This is a genomic window from Pedobacter segetis, from assembly GCF_016623585.1.
GTDB lineage: Bacteria > Bacteroidota > Bacteroidia > Sphingobacteriales > Sphingobacteriaceae > Pseudopedobacter > Pseudopedobacter segetis.
Window position 1 is genome coordinate 1 of the sequence record NZ_JAEHFY010000056.1, and the last position, 977, is coordinate 977.

General features: G+C 56.2%; 1 protein-coding gene. It reads right to left on the reverse strand.

Going from position 1 to position 977, the window contains the following annotated elements; all coding sequences use genetic code 11:
* The coding region (locus tag I5M32_RS16540; RefSeq protein WP_394370325.1) for a beta strand repeat-containing protein at positions 1-977 on the reverse strand (977 nt) is incomplete at both ends.

Sequence of the window (977 nt, forward strand, 5' to 3'; positions counted from 1 at the left end):
GCTGAACCTGTCGCTCCTGTGTTACCAGTTGCTCCAGTTGCCCCTGCAGAACCCGTTGCTCCCGTATCGCCTTTTGCTCCGGTATCTCCTTTTGCACCCGTTGCTCCATCTGAACCTGTCGCCCCTGTACTACCAGTTGCTCCAGTATCTCCTTTTGAACCTGTTGCTCCTGCTGAACCCGTTGCTCCTGTATCGCCTGTTGCTCCTGCTGAACCTGTCGCTCCCGTATCGCCTGTTGCACCTGTCGCTCCAACAGCACCAGTTGCTCCTTGTAAACCTGTATCTCCTTTTGCGCCGGCTGCTCCATCTGAACCCGTTGCTCCCGTGTTACCGGTTGCTCCTTGTAAACCCGTATCTCCTTTTGCACCGGTATCGCCTTTTGCACCCGTTGCTCCATCTGAACCTGTCGCTCCCGTGTTACCGGTTGCTCCTTGTAAACCCGTATCTCCTTTTGCTCCGGTATCGCCTTTTGCACCCGTTGCTCCATCTGAACCTGTTGCCCCGGTATCGCCTTTTGCACCCGTTGCCCCATCTGAACCTGTTGCCCCAGTATCGCCTTTTGCGCCTGTTGCCCCATCTGAACCTGTCGCTCCTGTATCGCCCTTTGCGCCGGTTGAACCTGCTGAACCTGTCGCTCCGGTATCGCCTTTTAAACCTGTTGCTCCTGCTGAACCTGTCGCTCCCGTATCGCCTTTTGCGCCCGTTGCGCCATCTGAACCTGTTGCTCCGGTATCACCTTTTGCGCCCGTTGCACCCGTATTACCAGTTACTCCTTGGATTCCTTGTAAACCTGTATCTCCTTTTGCGCCCGTATCGCCCTTTGCGCCGGTTGAACCTGCTGAACCTGTTGCTCCCGTATCGCCTTTTGCGCCGGTTGAACCTGCTGAACCTGTTGCTCCCGTATCGCCTTTTGCGCCCGTTGCTCCATCTGAACCTGTCGCTCCTGTGTTACCAGTTGCGCCGGTTGAACCTGCTGA